This is a genomic window from Pseudomonas sp. PDM24 (genome assembly GCF_019218905.1).
Classification (GTDB): Bacteria; Pseudomonadota; Gammaproteobacteria; order Pseudomonadales; family Pseudomonadaceae; genus Aquipseudomonas.
Window position 1 is genome coordinate 228,538 of sequence record NZ_JAHUWR010000004.1, and the last position, 18,724, is coordinate 247,261.

Annotated in this window: 12 protein-coding genes; 11 read left to right on the forward strand and 1 reads right to left on the reverse strand. The window is 59.7% G+C overall.

The annotated features are described in order from the left end of the window. The first annotated feature begins 59 nt into the window (after positions 1-59). A complete protein-coding gene (locus KW837_RS15660) occupies positions 60-1,328 on the forward strand; it encodes a malic enzyme-like NAD(P)-binding protein (protein ID WP_007899225.1) in 1,269 nt (422 codons plus the stop codon). Positions 1,329-1,573: 245 nt separating this feature from the next. On the opposite strand, the gene KW837_RS15665 is transcribed toward KW837_RS15660, so the two are convergent. Beyond that, positions 1,574-4,018, reverse strand: a complete 2,445-nt coding sequence (locus tag KW837_RS15665; protein WP_371317138.1) for a penicillin-binding protein 1A — start codon at positions 4,016-4,018, stop codon at positions 1,574-1,576. Between the two features lie 219 nt (positions 4,019-4,237). Between KW837_RS15665 and KW837_RS15670 the strand changes: the two genes are divergently transcribed. From KW837_RS15670 to KW837_RS15715, 10 genes are all read left to right on the forward strand, one after another. Further along, positions 4,238-5,302: a pilus assembly protein PilM gene (locus KW837_RS15670; RefSeq protein WP_123499947.1), complete on the forward strand. Its 1,065-nt coding sequence runs from the start codon at positions 4,238-4,240 to the stop codon at positions 5,300-5,302. After that, positions 5,302-5,868 carry a PilN domain-containing protein gene (locus KW837_RS15675; protein ID WP_218397036.1) on the forward strand — a complete coding sequence of 189 codons (567 nt, stop codon included), beginning with the start codon at positions 5,302-5,304 and terminating at the stop codon, positions 5,866-5,868. The genes KW837_RS15670 and KW837_RS15675 overlap by 1 nt, the downstream gene beginning before the upstream one ends. Further along, a complete protein-coding gene (gene pilO / locus KW837_RS15680) occupies positions 5,865-6,488 on the forward strand; it encodes a type 4a pilus biogenesis protein PilO (protein WP_218397038.1) in 624 nt (207 codons plus the stop codon). The genes KW837_RS15675 and pilO overlap by 4 nt, the downstream gene beginning before the upstream one ends. Then, positions 6,485-7,012, forward strand: coding sequence for a pilus assembly protein PilP (locus KW837_RS15685; protein ID WP_123499940.1), 528 nt, complete (start codon positions 6,485-6,487; stop codon positions 7,010-7,012). The genes pilO and KW837_RS15685 overlap by 4 nt, the downstream gene beginning before the upstream one ends. 13 nt (positions 7,013-7,025) lie before the next feature. Continuing rightward, positions 7,026-9,101 (forward strand): type IV pilus secretin PilQ, encoded by a 2,076-nt coding sequence (pilQ, locus tag KW837_RS15690; protein ID WP_218397040.1) that lies wholly within the window; start codon positions 7,026-7,028, stop codon positions 9,099-9,101. Positions 9,102-9,105: 4 nt separating this feature from the next. Then, a complete protein-coding gene (aroK, locus tag KW837_RS15695; protein WP_032830073.1) occupies positions 9,106-9,624 on the forward strand; it encodes a shikimate kinase AroK in 519 nt (172 codons plus the stop codon). A gap of 150 nt (positions 9,625-9,774) precedes the next feature. Beyond that, positions 9,775-10,875 carry a 3-dehydroquinate synthase gene (aroB, locus tag KW837_RS15700; RefSeq protein ID WP_192346755.1) on the forward strand — a complete coding sequence of 367 codons (1,101 nt, stop codon included), beginning with the start codon at positions 9,775-9,777 and terminating at the stop codon, positions 10,873-10,875. 10 nt (positions 10,876-10,885) lie between these two features. Continuing rightward, positions 10,886-12,466 carry an SPOR domain-containing protein gene (locus tag KW837_RS15705; protein WP_218397043.1) on the forward strand — a complete coding sequence of 527 codons (1,581 nt, stop codon included), beginning with the start codon at positions 10,886-10,888 and terminating at the stop codon, positions 12,464-12,466. 350 nt (positions 12,467-12,816) lie between these two features. Then, positions 12,817-17,262: a glutamate synthase large subunit gene (gltB, locus tag KW837_RS15710; RefSeq protein ID WP_218397046.1), complete on the forward strand. Its 4,446-nt coding sequence runs from the start codon at positions 12,817-12,819 to the stop codon at positions 17,260-17,262. A 33-nt stretch (positions 17,263-17,295) separates the two neighbouring features. Further along, positions 17,296-18,714 (forward strand): FAD-dependent oxidoreductase, encoded by a 1,419-nt coding sequence (locus tag KW837_RS15715; RefSeq protein WP_192346761.1) that lies wholly within the window; start codon positions 17,296-17,298, stop codon positions 18,712-18,714. Positions 18,715-18,724: the final 10 nt, after the last annotated feature.

Here is an 18,724-nt window from a genome sequence, read left to right on the forward strand (position 1 = left end):
TTGCGAGGCGAGTATCCTCGGCGGTCCGTCTGTCCAACAGTAAAAAGCGGAATGCCCCTATGTCTGATCTGAAAACTGCCGCTCTCGAATATCACGCCCATCCCCGTCCAGGGAAGCTGAGTGTCGAGCTCACCAAGGCCACCGCTACCGCCCGCGATCTGTCGCTGGCCTACAGCCCCGGCGTAGCCGAACCAGTACGCGAAATCGCCCGCGATCCTGAACTGGCCTACAAATACACCGGCAAGGGCAACCTGGTTGCAGTCATTTCCGATGGCACCGCGATTCTCGGCCTGGGTAACCTTGGCCCATTGGCTTCCAAGCCAGTTATGGAAGGTAAAGGCGTGCTGTTCAAGCGCTTCGCCGGCATCGACGTGTTTGACATCGAAGTCGACTCCGAAAGCCCGCAAGCCTTCATCGACACCGTCAAGCGTATCTCCATTACCTTCGGCGGCATCAACCTGGAAGACATCAAGGCACCTGAGTGCTTTGAGATCGAACGCGCTCTGATCGAGCAGTGTGACATTCCGGTATTCCACGATGACCAGCACGGCACCGCAATCGTTACTGCGGCCGGCATGATCAACGCCCTGGAAATCGCTGGCAAAACCCTGGCTGACGCCAAGATCGTCTGCCTGGGCGCCGGTGCTGCCGCCATCTCCTGCATGAAACTGCTGGTGAGCATGGGCGCCAACATCGAAAACATCTACATGGTTGACCGTACCGGCGTGATCCACTCCGGCCGTGACGACCTGAACCAGTACAAGGCTGTGTTCGCTCACGCGACCGAGAAGCGCACCCTGGCTGACGCGCTGGAAGGCGCTGACGTGTTCGTTGGTCTGTCCGGCCCGAACCTGCTGAGCGCTGAAGGCCTGAAATCCATGGCGGCCAACCCGATCGTGTTCGCGTGCTCGAACCCGGATCCGGAAATCTCCCCGGAACTGGCTCACGCCACCCGTAACGACGTGATCATGGCCACCGGCCGTTCGGACTACCCGAACCAGGTCAACAACGTACTGGGCTTCCCGTTCATCTTCCGTGGTGCCCTGGACGTTCGCGCCAAGCGCATCAACGAAGAAATGAAAGTGGCTGCCGCCAATGCCCTGCGTGAACTGGCCAAGCTGCCAGTACCTCAGGAAGTGTGCGACGCCTACGGCGGCATCAAACTGGAATTCGGTCGTGAGTACATTATTCCGAAACCAATGGATGCCCGTCTGATCACCCTGATCTCCGATGCCGTGGCCAAAGCCGCCATCGAGACCGGTGTGGCGACCCTGCCGTATCCGAAGAACTACCCGCTGAAAAGCGTGGATGACGTGTTCAACGGCTAAGCCGTTGTAGCGCATCAACCAAAAGCCCCGGCTCTCGCGAGTCGGGGCTTTTTTTTGCCTGAGAGTTTTGCAGCGGTTGTGATGGCCTCTTCGCGAGCAAGCCCGCTCCCACAGGGGAACGCATTCCAATGTGGGAGCGGGCTTGCTCGCGAAGGCGGCCTACCGGTAAATGCATTTATTACTGGCACGCAACAAAAAACCCCGCTCTTCTTCCGAAGGCGGGGCTTTTGCGTTGCGCTATCCGATCAGAACAAATCGATCGGCGCTGCCTCATCGGCTGGCAGCGGACTGCCCGGCACATTGCCGTTGCTCAGCTCATTCACCGACGGTGGTGTGTCTTCGGCCTTGAACAGTTCGAAGTAGGCACCTGGCGTACTTGGGGTGGCCGCGCGGCCGCTGATCGGGTCGACGCGCAGGCTGAGAATGCCTTCGGGTTCCGCTTGGGTGTGGGGCGGTTTGTCTTTGAGGGCCGCCGCCATGTAGTTCATCCAGATCGGCAAGGCAACGGTGCCGCCGAACTCGCGTTTGCCCAGGCTTTCCGGTTGGTCGAAGCCGGTCCAGACGGTGGTCACGTAATCGGCGTTGTAGCCGGAGAACCAGGCGTCCTTGGATTCGTTGGTGGTACCGGTCTTGCCCGCGATGTCGCTGCGACCCAACGCCAGCGCACGGCGGCCGGTGCCGAGTTTGATCACATCCTCAAGCATGCTGTTGAGGATGTAAGTAGTGCGCCCGTCGATGATGCGCTCGGCCACGGCCGGCGTTTGTGGCATTGGCTGGGCGCTCGGTGCTTCGCCTGGGGTAGCGTTGACCGTGAAGGTGTCAGAGGCCGGCATGGCGATGCCATCGCTGGCTACGACGCCTTTCGGAACGCTCGGCGGGTTGGCAACGAATAGCGTGTCGCCGTTGCGGCTTTCGATCTTGTCGATGATGTACGGGGTGATCTTGTAGCCGCCATTGGCGAAGGTGGCCCAGCCGGTGGCGATTTCCATTGGTGTCAGGGTCGCGGTACCCAGGGCCAGGGACAGGTTGCGCGGCAGGTCCTGCTTGTTGAAGCCGAACTTGCTGATGTAGTCGATGGTGCGGTCGACACCCAGCGCTTGCAGCAGGCGGATCGATACCAGGTTGCGCGACTTGTAGAGCGCTTCACGCATGCGGATCGGACCGAGGAAGGTGTTGGTGTCGTTCTTCGGACGCCAGACTTTGTCCAGGTACTCGTCGACGAACACGATCGGTGCGTCGTTCACCAGGCTGGCGGCGGTATAGCCGTTGTCCAGGGCTGCGCTGTAGACGAACGGTTTGAAGCTCGAACCCGGCTGACGTTTGGCCTGCATGGCGCGGTTGTAGTTGCTCTGCTCGAAGGCGAAACCGCCGACCAGCGAACGAATGGCACCGTTCTGCGGGTCGAGGGAAACCAGCGCGCCTTGAGCCTGCGGAATCTGGCTGAATTTGAGCGAACCATCTGGCTGACGCTGCACGCGAATCAGATCGCCGACCTGTGCGACATCCGACGGCTGCTTCGGATTGGCCCCCATGCTGTTGGTGTTGAGGAACGGACGAGCCCACTTCATGGTTTCCCAGGCGACGTGCTCTTCGCCGGTACCCGTGCGGGTCAACACCTGCACGCCGTTCTTGTCGACCTGGGTCACGATCGCCGGTTCCAGGCCGCTGATGATTCGCTGTTTGGTCAACTCCTGAGTCCAGGCCTCTCGGGTTTTACCCGGCAGGCGTGACTCGGGGCCGCGATAACCGTGCCGTTGGTCGTAGGTCATCAAGCCTTCATGAACCGCGGTGTTGGCCATCTCCTGCAAATTGCTCGGCACCGTGGTGGTGACACGGAAACCTTCGGTATACGCATCGCTGCCATAACGGCCGACCATTTCGGCACGGGCCATTTCGGCGACGTATGGCGCGTTCACTTCCGGAGTCGGCACATGGTAGCTGGCGTTCAGCGGCTCATTGATCGCAGTGGTGTAGTCGGCTTCGGTAATTTTGCCGAGCTTATACATGCGTCCCAGGATCCAGTCGCGACGCTCTTTGCTGCGGGTCGGGTTGGCCAGCGGGTTGAAGCGCGACGGGGCTTTTGGCAGGCCGGCGATCATCGCCATCTGCGCCAGGCTCACGTCACGAATCGACTTGCCGTAATAAACCTGCGCCGCTGCTTCGATGCCGTAGGCGCGGTTGCCCAGATAGATCTTGTTGACGTACAGCTCGAGGATCTCGTCCTTGGTCAACTGTCGTTCGATCTGCAGGGCCAGGAGGATTTCGGTGGTTTTGCGCGAGAAGCTGCGTTCGCTGGTCAGGAAGAAGTTCTTCGCTACCTGCATGGTGATGGTGCTGCCGCCGGACTGAATATGTCCGCTTTTTACCAGCTGGGTGGCGGCACGCATCAGGCTGCTGGGATCGACGCCATAGTGGTTGGCGAAATTGTCGTCTTCAGCACTTAGTAACGCATTAATGAAATTGGGGGGAATGTCGGCGAAACGGATTGGCGTGCGGCGCATTTCGCCAAATTCTGCGATCAACTTGTTGTCGCTGCTGTACACCCGCAAAGGAATCTGCAACTGAATACTTCTCAGCGCCTCCACGGATGGCAATCCGGGGCTAAGGTAAAGAAAAGCGCCGCTCAGACCCAGGAGCAGTCCGCAGAAAACGGCGACGATGGACCAACCGAAAAATTTCAGCAGACGAATCAAGGCTTTTGGATATCCAGGGTAAAAAATGAATTAGGCATCAGGGGTTCAGGCTATACAGAGAATGACCCGCGCTTGCAGTGAAAGCGGAAAAAACGCTCAGCATTATAAGCATTTTTCCGTCGGGAGCGTCATTTGCGCTTCTGTCAAGACGGAGGGTATTGAACGCAATGGATATTACAGAGTCCGTAACTCACGGATAGTCATAGGGAATTGGTAGTGCTAGGACTCTTCAATAAAAAAGCCAATACGCTTCTGGGGATCGACATCAGCTCTACGTCGGTGAAGCTACTGGAGCTAAGTCGTCAAGGCGACCGGTACCGGGTCGAGGCCTATGCGGTCGAGCCGCTGCCTGCCAGCGCCGTGGTCGAGAAAAATATCGCCGAGCTCGAAGGGGTGGGGCAGGCGCTTGCGCGGGTGCTATCCAAGGCCAAAACCAGCCTCAGGAACGTTGCCGTGGCGGTGGCCGGTTCGGCGGTGATCACCAAGACCATCGAGATGGACGCCGGTCTTTCCGACGACGAGATGGAAAACCAACTGAAGATCGAGGCCGATCAGTACATCCCTTATCCACTGGATGAAGTGGCGATCGACTTCGAAGTGCAAGGCGTGTCGGCGCGCAACCCCGAGCGGGTCAATGTGCTGCTGGCGGCGTGTCGCAAGGAAAACGTCGAGGTCCGTGAAGCGGCCCTGGCTCTGGCCGGGCTGACCGCGCGCGTGGTCGACGTCGAAGCCTATGCCCTGGAGCGATCGTTCGGCCTGCTGGCAACCCAGTTGGCCGCCTCTCAGGAGCGCCTGACCGTGGCGGTGGTCGATATCGGGGCCACCATGACCACCCTGAGCGTGTTGCACAACGGGCGGATCATCTACACCCGCGAACAATTGTTCGGCGGGCGTCAACTGACGGAAGAGATCCAGCGTCGTTATGGCTTGACGGTCGAACAGGCGGGGCTGGCGAAGAAGCAGGGCGGTTTGCCGGACGATTACGTCAGCGAGGTCTTGCAGCCATTTCGTGATGCGTTGGTGCAGCAAGTGTCGCGTTCATTGCAGTTTTTCTTTGCTTCTGGCCAGTACAACTCGGTCGATCACATCCTCCTGGCCGGCGGCACCGCCTCGGTCCCCGGGCTGGAGCGATTGATCGAGCAGCGACTGGGTACGCCGACCCAGGTCGCCAATCCATTCTCCAACATGACCTTGAGCAGCAAGGTCAACGCCGGTGCCCTGGCGAGCGATGCCCCGGCACTGATGATTGCTTGCGGGCTGGCCCTCAGGAGTTTCGACTGATGGCGCGGATCAATCTTTTACCCTGGCGTGAAGAGTTGCGCGAAGGGCGTCGCAAACGCTTTTTACTGGCATTGGTCGGTGTGCTGGTGGGGTCGGTGGCAGCGCTGCTGATTGCGGACCAGGTCATTAACAGCGCCATTAATCGGCAAGTCGCCCGTAACGATTACATTGGCAAGCAGATTGCTGTGGTCGACGAGCGGATCAAACAGATCAGCGATCTGAAGGCCCGCCGACAGCAACTCGTCGAACGCATGCGCATTATTCAGGACCTGCAAGGCAACCGGCCGATCAGCGGGAGGATTTTCGATCAATTGGCGCGTACCTTGCCGGACGGTGTTTATTTCACCGAAGTGAAAATGGTCGGCAAAACCGTGTCCATCACCGGCGCGGCGGAATCCAACAACCGGGTTTCGGATCTGATGCGCAATCTTGATGCCTCCGATTGGTTCGATGCGCCCAACCTCACGGAAGTCAAGGCGACCACCGCCGGTCAGCTGGATCAGGCCAATGTTTTTCAGTTGACCGTCCGTCAGACCCAGCCCGCGATTGTGGGGGGCGCTAAATGAAACCATCCGAATGGTTCGAAGGCTTACGCCAGATCGACATCAACGATCTGGACACCAACAACATGGGTTCCTGGCCACCGGCGATCAAGGTCCTGGCAAGTGTCCTGCTGATGATCCTGGTGCTAACCCTTGGCTACAGCTTCTTGATCAGTGACCTGCAAAACCACCTGGAACTCAGGCGAGAGGAAGAATCGACGCTCAGGGAGCAATTCGCGACCAAAGCCCATATGGCGGCGAATCTGGAGCTGTATACCCAGCAGATGAAGGAAATGGAAAACTCCTTCGGCATGCTGTTGCGGCAATTGCCCAGCGACACCGAAGTGCCCGGCTTGCTGGAGGACATCACCCGCACCGGCCTGGGCAGCGGCCTGGACTTCGAAGAAATCAAGCTGCTCCCGGAGGTCACCCAGCAATTCTACATCGAGCTCCCTATCCAGATCACCGTCACCGGCGCTTATCACGACCTGGCCACTTTTGTCAGCGGCGTGGCCGGGCTGCCACGGATCGTCACCCTGCATGACTTCGACCTGGCGCCGGCTAATCCCGATGGCGGTCCGAAGTTGCGCATGAGCATCCTGGCCAAGACCTATCGCTACAACGACAAGGGGTTGCAGAAATGAGCCCGATTCGTTGCCTGTCGATGGTTATGTGTCTGGTCATCCTGGCCGGTTGTGGCGGCGACAATGATTTCAGCGACCTGGACGCCTACCTGAACGAAGTGCGCCTGCGTGCCCCCGGCAAAATTGAACCAACGCCAACATTCCGGTCTTACCCGACATTCACCTATAACGCTGCCAACCTGCGTAGCCCGTTCTCCCGGCAGGTCAGAGTCGATCTGGCCGGTCAGAAGCACGGCTCGCGTAACGTCAAACCCGACCCCAACCGGGTCAAGCAGTACCTCGAAGGTTTCAACATCGAACAGTTTGAAATGGTCGGCACCCTCTCCAATGCAACCGGCTCCTTTGCGCTGTTGCGCGGGGCGGGCGGCGTGCATCGGCTGAAAGTCGGCGATTACCTGGGGCGTAACGATGGGCGGATCGTCGCCATCAGCGGTTCGCAAGTCGACGTGGTCGAAATCGTTCCTGACGGTGAAGGCGCCTGGCTGGAACGGCCGCGGACCATCCCTTTGAAAGAGCACTCATAGTGGAACTCGAATAATGAACAGGATTTTATCAACCTTCGGTATTTCGCTATGGATAGCGTTTCTGTCGCCGATGGTACTGGCGGCCAACCTCAAAGCGCTGGATGTCGCCGCGCTGCCCGGTGACCGTGTCGAGTTGAAGTTGTCGTTCGATGGGCCACCACCGCAGCCCCACGGTTACACGACAGAGCAGCCTGCGCGGATTGCGCTGGACCTGCCTGGGGTCACCAGTCAGCTGGCGAACAAGAATCGGGATCTGGGCGGCGGCAACGCCCGCAGCGCCACGGTCGTTGAGGCCAAGGACCGTACGCGACTGATCATCAGCCTGACTCAATTGACGCCATACAACGCTCGCGTCGAAGGCAACAATTTGTTCGTGGTTGTCGGGCAAGGGGCCGGTAGCAAGGCGTCCAGGCCTGCCGCCAGTGCGCCGCGTGCAGCCATTGCGACGCCAGCGCCCGCCAGGGTCAATGCGCCCGTGGGCAAAGCCATCCGGGGCGTGGATTTCCAGCGTGGCACTCAGGGTGAGGGCAATGTGGTCATCGATCTGTCGGATCCGTCCATCGCCCCGGACATCCAGGAACGCGATGGCAAAATCATCGTCGGTTTCACCAAGACCCAATTGCCTGAACGGTTGCGTGTACGCCTCGACGTCAAGGATTTCGCCACGCCGGTGCAGTTCGTCAACGCCAGCGCCACGGGCGATCGGGCCATCATCAGTATCGAGCCCAGTGGTGCTTTCGATTATTCGACCTATCAGACCGACAACAAACTGACCGTCAGCATCCGGCCGATGACTGTCGATGACTTGCACAAGCGCAACACTGAACGCTTTGCCTACACCGGCGAAAAACTCTCGCTGAATTTTCAGGACATTGATGTGCGCTCGGTGCTGCAACTGATCGCCGATTTCACCAACCTCAATCTGGTGGCCAGCGACACGGTGCAGGGCGGCATCACGTTGCGTCTGCAGAATGTGCCGTGGGATCAAGCGCTGGACCTGGTGCTGAAAACCAAAGATTTAGACAAGCGCAAGATCGGTAACGTGCTCCTTGTGGCGCCCGCCTCTGAAATCGCCTCTCGTGAGCGTCAGGAGTTGGAGTCGCAAAAACAGATCGCGGAACTGGCGCCGCTGCGTCGTGAGCTGCTGCAAGTCAACTACGCCAAGGCCAAGGACATCGCTGAGCTGTTCAAGTCGGTGACTAGTGACGACGCAAAAACCGATGAGCGTGGCTCGATCACTGTCGATGAGCGGACCAACAACATCATCGCCTACCAGACCCAGGATCGCCTCGACGAACTGCGCCGTATCGTTGCGCAACTGGATATTCCGGTGCGTCAGGTGATGATCGAGGCGCGCATCGTTGAGGCCAACGTCGATTACGACAAAAGCCTTGGCGTACGCTGGGGTGGCTCGGCGCAGAAGGGTAACTGGAACACCTCCGGGGTCAACGGCTCTTCGACCACCATTGGTACGCCGGGCAGCACCAGTACCAACTCGCCGTTCGTCGACCTGGGGACCTCTGGCAATACCTCGGGGATCGGCATCGCCTTCATTACCGACAACGTGCTGCTGGACCTTGAGCTTTCGGCCATGGAGAAAACCGGCAACGGCGAAATCGTCTCGCAACCCAAAGTGGTCACGTCCGACAAGGAAACCGCGAAAATCCTCAAAGGCACCGAGATTCCGTATCAGGAAGCCAGTTCCAGCGGCGCCACCTCGGTGTCATTCAAGGAAGCTTCGCTGTCCCTGGAAGTGACCCCGCAGATCACGCCAGACAACCGCATTATCATGGAGGTCAAGGTCACCAAGGATGAGCCGGATTACCTGAACAAAGTGCAGGACGTACCGCCGATCAAGAAAAACGAGGTCAACGCCAAGGTGTTGGTTAACGACGGCGAGACCATCGTCATTGGTGGGGTTTTCTCAAATACTCAGAGCAAGGTTGTAGATAAGGTGCCATTTCTTGGCGATGTGCCGTATCTTGGCCGCCTTTTCCGGCGTGACGTGGTTTCGGAGAAAAAATCCGAGCTGCTGGTATTTCTCACTCCGCGTATCATGAACAATCAGGCGATTGCTGTGAGTCATTGATTCTGTGCGAAATTTGATTCTTGTTGGACCGATGGGGGCTGGTAAAAGCACCATCGGCCGGTTGCTGGCCAAAGAGCTGCGCCTGCCGTTCAAAGATTCCGATAAGGAAATTGAATTGCGCACGGGCGCCAATATCCCGTGGATTTTCGATAAGGAAGGCGAACCGGGCTTTCGCGACCGCGAGCAGGCAATGATCGCCGAGCTGTGCGCGTGCGACGGTGTGGTATTGGCGACTGGTGGCGGCGCAGTGATGCGCGAAGCCAATCGCCGGGCGCTGCACGCCGGTGGTCGGGTGGTCTATCTGCATGCGTCGGTCGAGCAGCAGGTCGGCCGAACAGCTCGCGACCGCAATCGGCCACTGCTGCGCACCGCCGACCCGGCGAAAACCCTGCGGGACTTGCTGGCGATCCGTGATCCGCTGTATCGGGAAATCGCCGACCTGGTGGTTGAAACCGATGAGCGGCCGCCGCGGATGGTGGTGCTCGATATCCTCGAACGCTTGCAGCAGCTACCGCCCCGTTAATGCGCGGCGCGAAATGCGCTATCCTCGGCGTCCTGTCTCAGCCGCTCAAGGTTGTGGCGGCTGGCTACCGAATGGCGTCACACCAGCAGACGCCATGGAATTCGTAAACTCAAGGCAGGACGCCTGATTCCATCTTCACTGTGGGGACACATGCAGACACTCAAGGTCGATCTAGGCGAGCGCAGCTACCCGATTCATATTGGCGAAGGTTTGTTGGATCAGCCTGAGCTGCTGGCCCCGCATATCCGCGGGCGGCAAGTAGCGATCATCTCCAACGAGACCGTCGCGCCGCTCTACCTGGAGCGTCTGACCCGCAGCCTCGCGCAGTTCTCGGTGATTTCCGTGGTGCTGCCCGACGGCGAAGCCTTCAAGACCTGGGAAACCCTGCAACTGATTTTCGACGGCCTGCTGACTGCACGGCACGATCGCCGTACCACGGTGATCGCCCTCGGTGGCGGTGTAATCGGTGACATGGCCGGTTTTGCGGCCGCCTGCTACCAGCGAGGCGTCGATTTCATCCAGATACCGACCACGTTGTTGTCGCAAGTCGACTCTTCGGTGGGCGGCAAGACCGGGATCAATCACCCGCTGGGCAAGAACATGGTCGGTGCCTTCTATCAGCCCAACGTGGTGCTGATCGATACCGCCACCCTCAACACCCTGCCGCCCCGCGAACTGTCCGCCGGGCTGGCGGAAGTCATCAAATACGGGCTGATCTGCGACGAGCCATTCCTGACCTGGCTCGAAGATAACGTCGATCGCCTGCGAGCGCTGGACCAGACCGCCCTGACTTATGCCATCGAACGCTCCTGCGCGGCCAAGGCTGCGGTGGTGGGTGCTGACGAGAAAGAGACGGGCGTTCGTGCCACGTTGAACCTGGGCCACACCTTTGGCCACGCGATCGAAACCCATATGGGCTATGGTGTCTGGCTTCATGGTGAAGCAGTCGCTGCTGGCACCGTAATGGCTTTGGAGATGTCCGCGCGCCTGGGCTGGATCAGCGAACAGGAGCGTGATCGCGGTATTCGCCTGTTCCAGCGGGCCGGCCTGCCGGTCATCCCGCCGCAAGAGATGACTGAAGCCGATTTTCTCGAGCACATGGCAATTGACAAGAAAGTGATCGACGGTCGTTTGCGCCTGGTGCTGCTGCGCCACATGGGCGAAGCAGTGGTGACCGACGATTATCCGAAAGAGGTTTTACAGGCCACGCTGGGAGCGGATTACCGCGCCCTGGCTCAGCTTAAAGGTTAATAAGATCCCGATGACTAGTTTGCATGCCGACGAGGCTTTCCTCGGCCATTACCAGTTAAGTCATGACCCTTTCGCTCCACGGGTGCCTGGCTTCAAATTTTTCCCGGCCCAGCGCAAACCGGTGCTGGGGCAACTGCATCATCTGGCCCGTTACAGCCAGTTGTTGCTGGTGGTCACTGGCCCTCAAGGCAGCGGCAAAACTCTGTTGCGTCAGGCCCTGGTGGCCAGCACCAACAAACAGTCAGTGCAGAGCGTGGTGGTTTCCGCCCGTGGCGCCGGCGATGCGGCTGGTGTGCTGCGTCAGGTGGCTCAGGCGCTGAATGTCGAACAGGCCGAAATCGGCGCCATCCTGGCCCAGGTGGTACAGCTTGCCCTCACGGGGCAGGAAGTCTATTTGCTGGTGGATGATGCCGAGCAACTCGACGAATCCGCTCTGGAAGCCTTGCTGGCTTTAGCCGCGGGCGCGCCGGAAGGTCGCCCCCACGTGTTCCTGTTCGGCGAGTCCTCGCTGATTGCTCAGCTTGACGCGCTGAGCCTTGAGGAAGAGCGTTTCCACGTCATCGAATTGCAGCCTTACACCGAAGAAGAAACCCGCGAATATCTGGATCAGCGTCTCGAAGGCGCTGGCCGGGGTATCGAACTTTTCACCGCGGATCAGATCTCTGATATTCACGAAAGCTCCGACGGTTGGCCTGGCAACATCAATCAGGTCGCCCGCGATGCAATGATCGAAGCCATGATTGCCAGCCGCTCAGCGGTGAAGCGTCCAAGTATGGGGTTCAACATGCCGAAGAAACACGTATTGGCGATTTCCGCCGTAGTCGTGGTCGCGGTAGCCGCCGCCTGGTTGATGCCGGGTCGCAGCAAAGCACCGACCACCGGCGCGCCTGCCAATGAACAGGCACAACTGCCATTGGGCCAGGGCGCGCCACAAACTGACAGCAGTGGCGCTCCCGCCGTAGAGTTCGCCGGTAATTCACAACCGATGCCATTGCCGTTGGTCGGCAACTCGCAACCGGTGATGCGTGGTCCGCTGGCCGAAGCGGCCGGTGGTATCACCGAAGGCGACGACGGCGTGCCGGTCGAAGGTTCCAGCGCTACACCGCCAACCGTGACCACGACTGCGCCGCCTGCCGGCATCCAGCCGGCGCCAACACCTGCGGCCAAACCGGTTCCAGCGCCGACTCAGGTCGCGACCGCCAAGCCAGCGCCTGCACCTGTTGCCAAACCGGCTCCAGCGCCCGCCAAGCCGGTCACCGCCGCCAAACCTGCCGAGAAGCCAGTCGCCGTGGCTAAAGCCGCCGGTGGCAGCTGGTACGCAGGCCAGGCGCCGGGTAACTACGTGGTGCAAATCCTCGGCACCAGCTCCGAATCGGCCGCGCAAAGCTTCGTCAAAGAGCAGGGCGGCGAGTACCGTTATTTCAAGAAAGTACTCAACGGCAAGCCGCTTTACGTCATCACCTACGGTAGCTTCGCCAACCGCGATGCAGCCGTTACCGCCATCAAAGCCTTGCCAGCGAAGGTTCAGGCTGGTAAACCTTGGCCTCGCACTGTCGCCAGCGTCCAACAGGAACTGGCAACAACTCGCTGAAGATTCGGCGGCCTTACCCAGGCCGCCTCTCCAAGCACCTCAAAATTTCTGCAAGCGCATGCCGCCTCTCCAGGCCGCGTGCCTTGTGGTGTCTGCGTCACAGTAGTCTTTGAGTCGCTGCGGTCAAAATTAAAAAAGTTTTGACTAGCACAGCATATCGCTTTAAACCTTTCACAAATGCGACATAGATTTGCGACATTTCGTCGTCAAATTTGTGAGCCTCTGTGTCGGTGTGTACAATGACCTCCCTTTTGCCCCCGCAAAGCTGGCGTACGTTCGGCGTGGATGGTAACTGGCTGAATTGAAAAGAAATTTGCCTCGATAAGAGGCAGCCTGGTGAGAAAGTGTCTATGAAAGCAGGTCTGTACCAACCAGATGAATTCAAGGATAACTGCGGTTTCGGCCTGATAGCCCATATGCAGGGCGAGCCCAGTCATACCCTTTTGCAAACGGCCATTGAGGCCCTGACCTGCATGACCCACCGCGGTGGGATCAACGCCGACGGCAAGACCGGTGACGGTTGCGGTCTGCTGATTCAAAAGCCGGATGTATTCCTGCGAGCCATCGCCCAGGAAACCTTCGGTGTCGAACTGCCCAAGCAATATGCGGTGGGCATGGTCTTCTTCAACCAGGACCCGGTGAAAGCCGAAGCCGCTCGCGAGAACATGAACCGCGAGATCCTGGCCGAAGGCCTGCAACTGGTCGGCTGGCGCAAAGTGCCGATCGACACAAGCGTCCTCGGCCGCCTGGCCCTTGAGCGCCTGCCGCAAATCGAGCAGGTCTACATCGGCGGTGAAGGCCTGAGCGATCAGGACATGGCGATCAAGCTGTTCAGTGCCCGTCGTCGTTCGTCCGTGGCCAACGCCGCCGACGTCGATCACTACATCTGCAGCTTTTCCCACAAGACCATCATTTATAAAGGCCTGATGATGCCGGCGGACCTGACCGCCTTCTATCCAGACCTGAGCGACCAGCGCCTGCAAACCGCAATCTGCGTGTTCCACCAGCGCTTCTCCACCAACACCTTGCCGAAATGGCCGCTGGCTCAGCCGTTCCGCTTCCTCGCCCACAACGGCGAGATCAACACCATCACCGGCAACCGCAACTGGGCTCAGGCCCGTCGCACCAAGTTCACCAACGATCTGATGGATCTGGAAGAGCTCGGCCCGCTGGTGAACCGCGTAGGCTCCGACTCCTCCAGCATGGACAACATGCTCGAGTTGATGGTCACCGGTGGTATCGACCTGTTCCGTGGCGTGCGGATGATCATTCCGCCTGCGTGGCAGAACGTCGAAACCATGGACCCGGATCTGCGCGCGTTCTATGAATACAACTCGATGCACATGGAACCGTGGGACGGCCCGGCCGGCGTGGTAATGACTGACGGTCGTTACGCGGTGTGCCTGCTCGACCGTAACGGTCTGCGTCCGGCGCGTTGGGTCACCACCAAGAACGGCTTCATTACCCTGGCCTCGGAAATCGGTGTCTGGAACTACCAGCCTGAAGACGTGATCGCCAAGGGCCGCGTTGGTCCTGGCCAGATCTTTGCCGTGGACACCGAAACCGGTCAGATCCTCGACACCGATGCCATCGACAACCGTTTGAAGTCCCGTCATCCGTACAAGCAATGGCTGCGCAAGAATGCCCTGCGCATCCAGGCGACCATGGAAGACAACGACCATGGTTCGGCGTTCTACGACGTCGATCAGCTCAAGCAGTACATGAAGATGTATCAGGTCACGTTCGAAGAGCGCGACCAGGTGCTGCGTCCGCTCGGCGAACAAGGCTACGAAGCTGTCGGCTCGATGGGCGACGATACGCCGATGGCCGTGCTGTCCCAGCGCGTGCGCACGCCGTACGACTATTTCCGCCAGCAGTTCGCGCAGGTGACCAACCCGCCGATCGACCCGCTGCGTGAAGCTATCGTCATGTCGCTGGAAATCTGCCTCGGTGCCGAGCGCAATATTTTCCAAGAGTCGCCGGAACACGCCTCACGCGTGATCCTCAGCTCGCCGGTCATTTCCCCGGCCAAGTGGCGCTCGCTGATGAACCTCGATCGTCCGGGCTTCGAACGCCAGATCATCGACCTTAACTACGACGAAAGCGTCGGCCTTGAAGCCGCAGTGCGCAATGTTGCCGATCAGGCTGAAGAAGCCGTTCGCGCCGGTCGCACCCAGATCGTGCTGAGTGACCGTCACATCGCCCCGGGCAAGTTGCCGATCCACGCTTCGCTGGCGACCGGTGCGGTGCATCACCGCCTGACCGAAAAAGGCCTGCGTTGCGACTCCAACATCCTGGTGGAAACCGCGACTGCTCGCGACCCGCATCACTTCGCGGTGCTGATCGGTTTCGGTGCTTCGGCGGTCTATCCGTTCCTGGCCTACGAAGTGCTGGGCGATCTGATCCGCACCGGTGAAGTGCTGGGCGACCTCTATGAGGTGTTCAAGAACTACCGTAAAGGCATCACCAAAGGCCTGCTGAAGATCCTGTCGAAGATGGGTATCTCCACCATCGCCTCGTACCGCGGAGCGCAACTGTTCGAAGCCATCGGCCTGTCCGAGGAAGTCTGCGACCTGAGCTTCCGTGGTGTGCCAAGCCGCATCAAGGGCGCGCGTTTCGTCGACATCGAAGCCGAGCAGAAAGCCCTGGCGGCCGAAGCCTGGAGCCCGCGCAAGCCGATCCAGCAAGGCGGCCTGCTGAAGTTCGTCCACGGTGGCGAATATCACGCTTACAACCCGGACGTGGTCAGCACCCTGCAAGCCGCTGTGCAGCAGGGCGACTACAGCAAGTTCAAGGAATACACGGCGCTGGTGGACAACCGTCCGGTGTCGATGATCCGCGATCTGTTCAAGGTCAAGACCCTGGACACGCCGCTGGACATCAGCGAGATCGAGCCGTTGGAATCGGTGCTCAAGCGCTTTGACTCCGCGGGCATCTCTTTGGGCGCATTGTCGCCGGAAGCTCACGAAGCCCTGGCCGAAGCCATGAACCGCCTCGGTGCGCGTTCCAACTCCGGCGAAGGCGGCGAAGACCCGGCGCGCTACGGCACCATCAAGAGCTCGAAAATCAAGCAGGTCGCCACGGGTCGTTTCGGTGTAACCCCGGAATATCTGGTCAACGCTGAAGTGCTGCAGATCAAGGTCGCTCAGGGCGCCAAGCCCGGCGAAGGCGGTCAGCTGCCAGGTGGCAAGGTCAACGGTCTGATCGCCAAGCTGCGTTACGCAGTGCCGGGCGTGACCCTGATCTCGCCTCCGCCGCACCACGACATCTATTCGATCGAAGACTTGTCGCAGCTGATTTTCGACCTGAAACAAGTCAACCCGAAGGCATTGGTCTCGGTGAAGCTGGTTGCAGAAGCCGGCGTCGGCACCATCGCTGCCGGTGTGGCCAAGGCCTACGCGGACTTGATCACCATTTCCGGCTACGACGGCGGCACCGGTGCATCGCCGCTGACCTCGATCAAATACGCGGGCGCTCCGTGGGAACTCGGCCTGGCCGAAACCCACCAGACCCTGCGCGGCAACGACCTGCGCGGCAAGGTCCGGGTGCAGACCGACGGCGGCCTGAAAACCGGCCTCGACGTGATCAAGGCAGCGATCCTCGGCGCTGAAAGCTTCGGCTTCGGCACCGCGCCAATGATTGCCCTGGGTTGCAAATACCTGCGTATTTGCCACCTGAACAACTGCGCCACCGGCGTCGCGACTCAAAACGAGAAGCTGCGCAAGGATCACTACATCGGAACCGTCGACATGGTGGTGAATTTCTTCACCTACGTCGCCGAAGAAACCCGTGAGTGGCTGGCCAAGCTGGGCGTGCGCTCCCTCGAAGAGCTGATCGGCCGTACCGATCTGCTGGAAATCCTCGAAGGCCAGACCGCCAAGCAGAATCACCTGGACCTGACCCCGTTGCTGGGCAGCGATCACATCCCGGCAGACAAGCCTCAGTTCTGCCAGGTCGACCGCAACCCGCCGTTCGACAAAGGCCTGCTGGCCGAGAAGATGGTCGATCTGGCCACCTCGGCCATCAACGACATGAGCGGCGCCGATTTCGCCCTGGATATCTGCAACTGCGACCGTTCCATCGGCGCGCGGATCTCCGGTGAAATTGCTCGCAAGCACGGCAACCAGGGCATGGCCAACGCACCGATCACCTTCCGCTTCAAAGGCACGGCGGGTCAGAGCTTCGGTGTGTGGAACGCCGGCGGCCTGAACATGTACCTGGAAGGCGACGCCAACGATTACGTCGGCAAAGGCATGACCGGCGGCAAGCTGGTCATCGTTCCGCCGAAGGGCAGCATCTACAAGACTCAGGACAGCGCCATTATCGGCAACACCTGCCTGTATGGCGCCACCGGGGGCAAGCTGTTCGCCGCCGGTACCGCGGGCGAGCGTTTCGCGGTGCGTAACTCCGGTGCTCACACTGTTGTGGAAGGCACTGGCGATCACTGCTGCGAGTACATGACCGGTGGTTTTGTCTGCGTATTGGGCAAGACTGGCTACAACTTCGGCTCAGGCATGACCGGCGGTTTCGCCTACGTGCTCGACCAGGACAACACCTTCGTTGACCGGGTCAACCACGAACTGGTGGAAATCCAGCGGATCAGCGGTGAGGCGATGGAAGCCTATCGCAGCCACCTGCAACGCGTGCTGAACGAATACGTCGAGGAAACCGACAGCGAGTGGGGTCGTAACCTCGCTGAAAACCTCGATGACTATCTGCGTCGTTTCTGGCTGGTCAAGCCCAAGGCTGCCAACCTGAAATCGTTGCTTTCCAGCACCCGTGCCAACCCGCAGTGATATGCGCCTGAAGAGTTTGATGAGGTTTTAACAATGGCTGAACGTCTGAATAACGACTTCCAGTTCATCGATGTCGGGCGCAAAGATCCGAAGAAGAAACTGTTGCGTCAACGCAAGAAAGAGTTCGTGGAAATCTACGAACCGTTCAAACCCCAGCAGTCGGCCGACCAGGCCCACCGCTGCCTGGGTTGCGGTAACCCGTATTGCGAATGGAAGTGCCCGGTGCACAACTTCATTCCCAACTGGCTGAAACTGGTGGCCGAGGGCAACATCCTGCAGGCCGCCGAGCTGTCGCACCAGACCAACACCCTGCCGGAAGTCTGCGGCCGGGTGTGTCCTCAGGATCGTCTGTGCGAGGGTGCCTGCACCCTCAACGACGGTTTTGGTGCGGTGACCATCGGCTCGGTCGAGAAGTACATCACCGATACCGCGTTCGCCATGGGCTGGCGCCCGGACATGTCCAAAGTCAAACCGACCGGCAAGCGTGTTGCGGTGATCGGCGCGGGCCCTGCGGGCCTGGGCTGTGCCGACGTGCTGGTACGTGGCGGTGTAACCCCGGTGGTGTTCGACAAGAACCCGGAAATCGGCGGTCTGCTGACCTTCGGCATCCCCGAGTTCAAGCTGGAAAAGACCGTGCTGAGCAATCGCCGCGAAGTCTTCACCGGCATGGGCATCGAGTTCCGTCTGAACACCGAAATCGGCAAGGACGTGACCATCGAGCAACTGCTCGAAGAATACGATGCCGTGTTCATGGGCATGGGCACCTACACCTACATGAAGGGCGGCTTTGCCGGTGAGGATCTGCCGGGTGTGCATGACGCGCTGGATTTCCTGATCGCCAACGTCAACCGCAACCTGGGCTTTGAAAAGTCGCCGGAAGATTTCGTCGACATGAAAGGCAAGAAGGTCGTGGTACTGGGTGGCGGCGACACGGCGATGGACTGCAACCGCACTTCGATCCGCCAGGGCGCCAAAGCGGTGACCTGTGCCTATCGTCGTGACGAAGCGAACATGCCGGGCTCGCGCAAAGAGGTGAAGAACGCCAAGGAAGAAGGCGTGAAATTCCTCTACAACCGCCAGCCGATCGCGATCGTCGGTGAAGACCGTGTCGAAGGCGTGAAGGTGGTCGAGACCCGTCTCGGCGAACCGGACGCCCGTGGCCGTCGCAGCCCTGAGCCGATCCCGGGCTCCGAAGAGATCATCCCGGCCGACGCCGTGGTCATCGCCTTCGGCTTCCGTCCAAGCCCGGCATCGTGGTTCGAACAGTTCAGTATCCAGACCGACAGCCAGGGCCGCGTCGTAGCGCCGGAACAAGGCCAGTACAAACACCAGACCAGCAACCCGAAAATCTTCGCCGGTGGCGACATGGTGCGCGGTTCCGACCTGGTGGTAACGGCGATCTTCGAAGGCCGCAATGCCGCTGAAGGGATCCTGGATTACCTGGGGGTCTGATCACTTTCCA

Bases quoted from the DNA above. Each gene is read 5' to 3' on its own strand.
- KW837_RS15660 (WP_007899225.1), top strand. From the start codon at position 60: ATGTCTGATCTGAAAACTGCCGCTCTCGAATATCACGCCCATCCCCGT.
- KW837_RS15675 (WP_218397036.1), top strand. From the start codon at position 5,302: ATGGCGCGGATCAATCTTTTACCCTGGCGTGAAGAGTTGCGCGAAGGG.
- pilO (WP_218397038.1), top strand. From the start codon at position 5,865: ATGAAACCATCCGAATGGTTCGAAGGCTTACGCCAGATCGACATCAAC.
- KW837_RS15685 (WP_123499940.1), top strand. From the start codon at position 6,485: ATGAGCCCGATTCGTTGCCTGTCGATGGTTATGTGTCTGGTCATCCTG.
- pilQ (WP_218397040.1), top strand. From the start codon at position 7,026: ATGAACAGGATTTTATCAACCTTCGGTATTTCGCTATGGATAGCGTTT.
- aroB (WP_192346755.1), top strand. From the start codon at position 9,775: ATGCAGACACTCAAGGTCGATCTAGGCGAGCGCAGCTACCCGATTCAT.
- KW837_RS15705 (WP_218397043.1), top strand. From the start codon at position 10,886: ATGACTAGTTTGCATGCCGACGAGGCTTTCCTCGGCCATTACCAGTTA.
- gltB (WP_218397046.1), top strand. From the start codon at position 12,817: ATGAAAGCAGGTCTGTACCAACCAGATGAATTCAAGGATAACTGCGGT.
- KW837_RS15715 (WP_192346761.1), top strand. From the start codon at position 17,296: ATGGCTGAACGTCTGAATAACGACTTCCAGTTCATCGATGTCGGGCGC.